The sequence below is a fragment of the Streptomyces sp. NPDC057854 genome (assembly GCF_042797055.1).
GTDB lineage: Bacteria > Actinomycetota > Actinomycetes > Streptomycetales > Streptomycetaceae > Streptomyces.
Window position 1 is genome coordinate 1 of the sequence record NZ_JBHVMF010000065.1, and the last position, 1224, is coordinate 1224.

Here is a 1224-nt window from a genome sequence, read left to right on the forward strand (position 1 = left end):
GGTGATGAGTCTTGCACTCTGAGCTGGGGGTGGCCGCAGAGACCAGCGAGAAGCGACTGTTTACTAAAAACACAGGTCCGTGCGAAGCCGTAAGGCGATGTATACGGACTGACGCCTGCCCGGTGCTGGAACGTTAAGGGGACCGGTTAGTGACCTTTCGGGGTTGCGAAGCTGAGAACTTAAGCGCCAGTAAACGGCGGTGGTAACTATAACCATCCTAAGGTAGCGAAATTCCTTGTCGGGTAAGTTCCGACCTGCACGAATGGCGTAACGACTTCTCGACTGTCTCAACCATAGGCCCGGTGAAATTGCACTACGAGTAAAGATGCTCGTTTCGCGCAGCAGGACGGAAAGACCCCGGGACCTTTACTACAGTTTGATATTGGTGTTCGGTTCGGCTTGTGTAGGATAGGTGGGAGACTGTGAAGCGGCCACGCCAGTGGTTGTGGAGTCGTCGTTGAAATACCACTCTGGTCGTGCTGGATGTCTAACCTCGGTCCGTGATCCGGATCAGGGACAGTGTCTGATGGGTAGTTTAACTGGGGCGGTTGCCTCCCAAAGGGTAACGGAGGCGCCCAAAGGTTCCCTCAGCCTGGTTGGCAATCAGGTGTTGAGTGTAAGTGCACAAGGGAGCTTGACTGTGAGACCGACGGGTCGAGCAGGGACGAAAGTCGGGACTAGTGATCCGGCGGTGGCTTGTGGAAGCGCCGTCGCTCAACGGATAAAAGGTACCCCGGGGATAACAGGCTGATCTTCCCCAAGAGTCCATATCGACGGGATGGTTTGGCACCTCGATGTCGGCTCGTCGCATCCTGGGGCTGGAGTCGGTCCCAAGGGTTGGGCTGTTCGCCCATTAAAGCGGTACGCGAGCTGGGTTTAGAACGTCGTGAGACAGTTCGGTCCCTATCCGCTGTGCGCGTAGGAATATTGAGAAGGGCTGTCCCTAGTACGAGAGGACCGGGACGGACGAACCTCTGGTGTGCCAGTTGTCCTGCCAAGGGCATGGCTGGTTGGCTACGTTCGGGAGGGATAACCGCTGAAAGCATCTAAGCGGGAAGCCTGCTTCGAGATGAGTATTCCCACCTCCTTGAGAGGGTAAGGCTCCCAGTAGACGACTGGGTTGATAGGCCGGATGTGGAAGCCCAGTAATGGGTGGAGCTGACCGGTACTAATAGGCCGAGGGCTTGTCCTCAGTTGCTCGCGTCCACTGTGTTAGTTCTGAAG

At 56.3% G+C, this 1224-nt stretch carries 1 rRNA gene; it reads left to right on the forward strand.

Annotated features, from left to right (window positions below):
* Positions 1–1192 (forward strand): 23S ribosomal RNA (locus ACFVQZ_RS36510); the annotation flags it as partial.
* Positions 1193–1224: the final 32 nt, after the last annotated feature.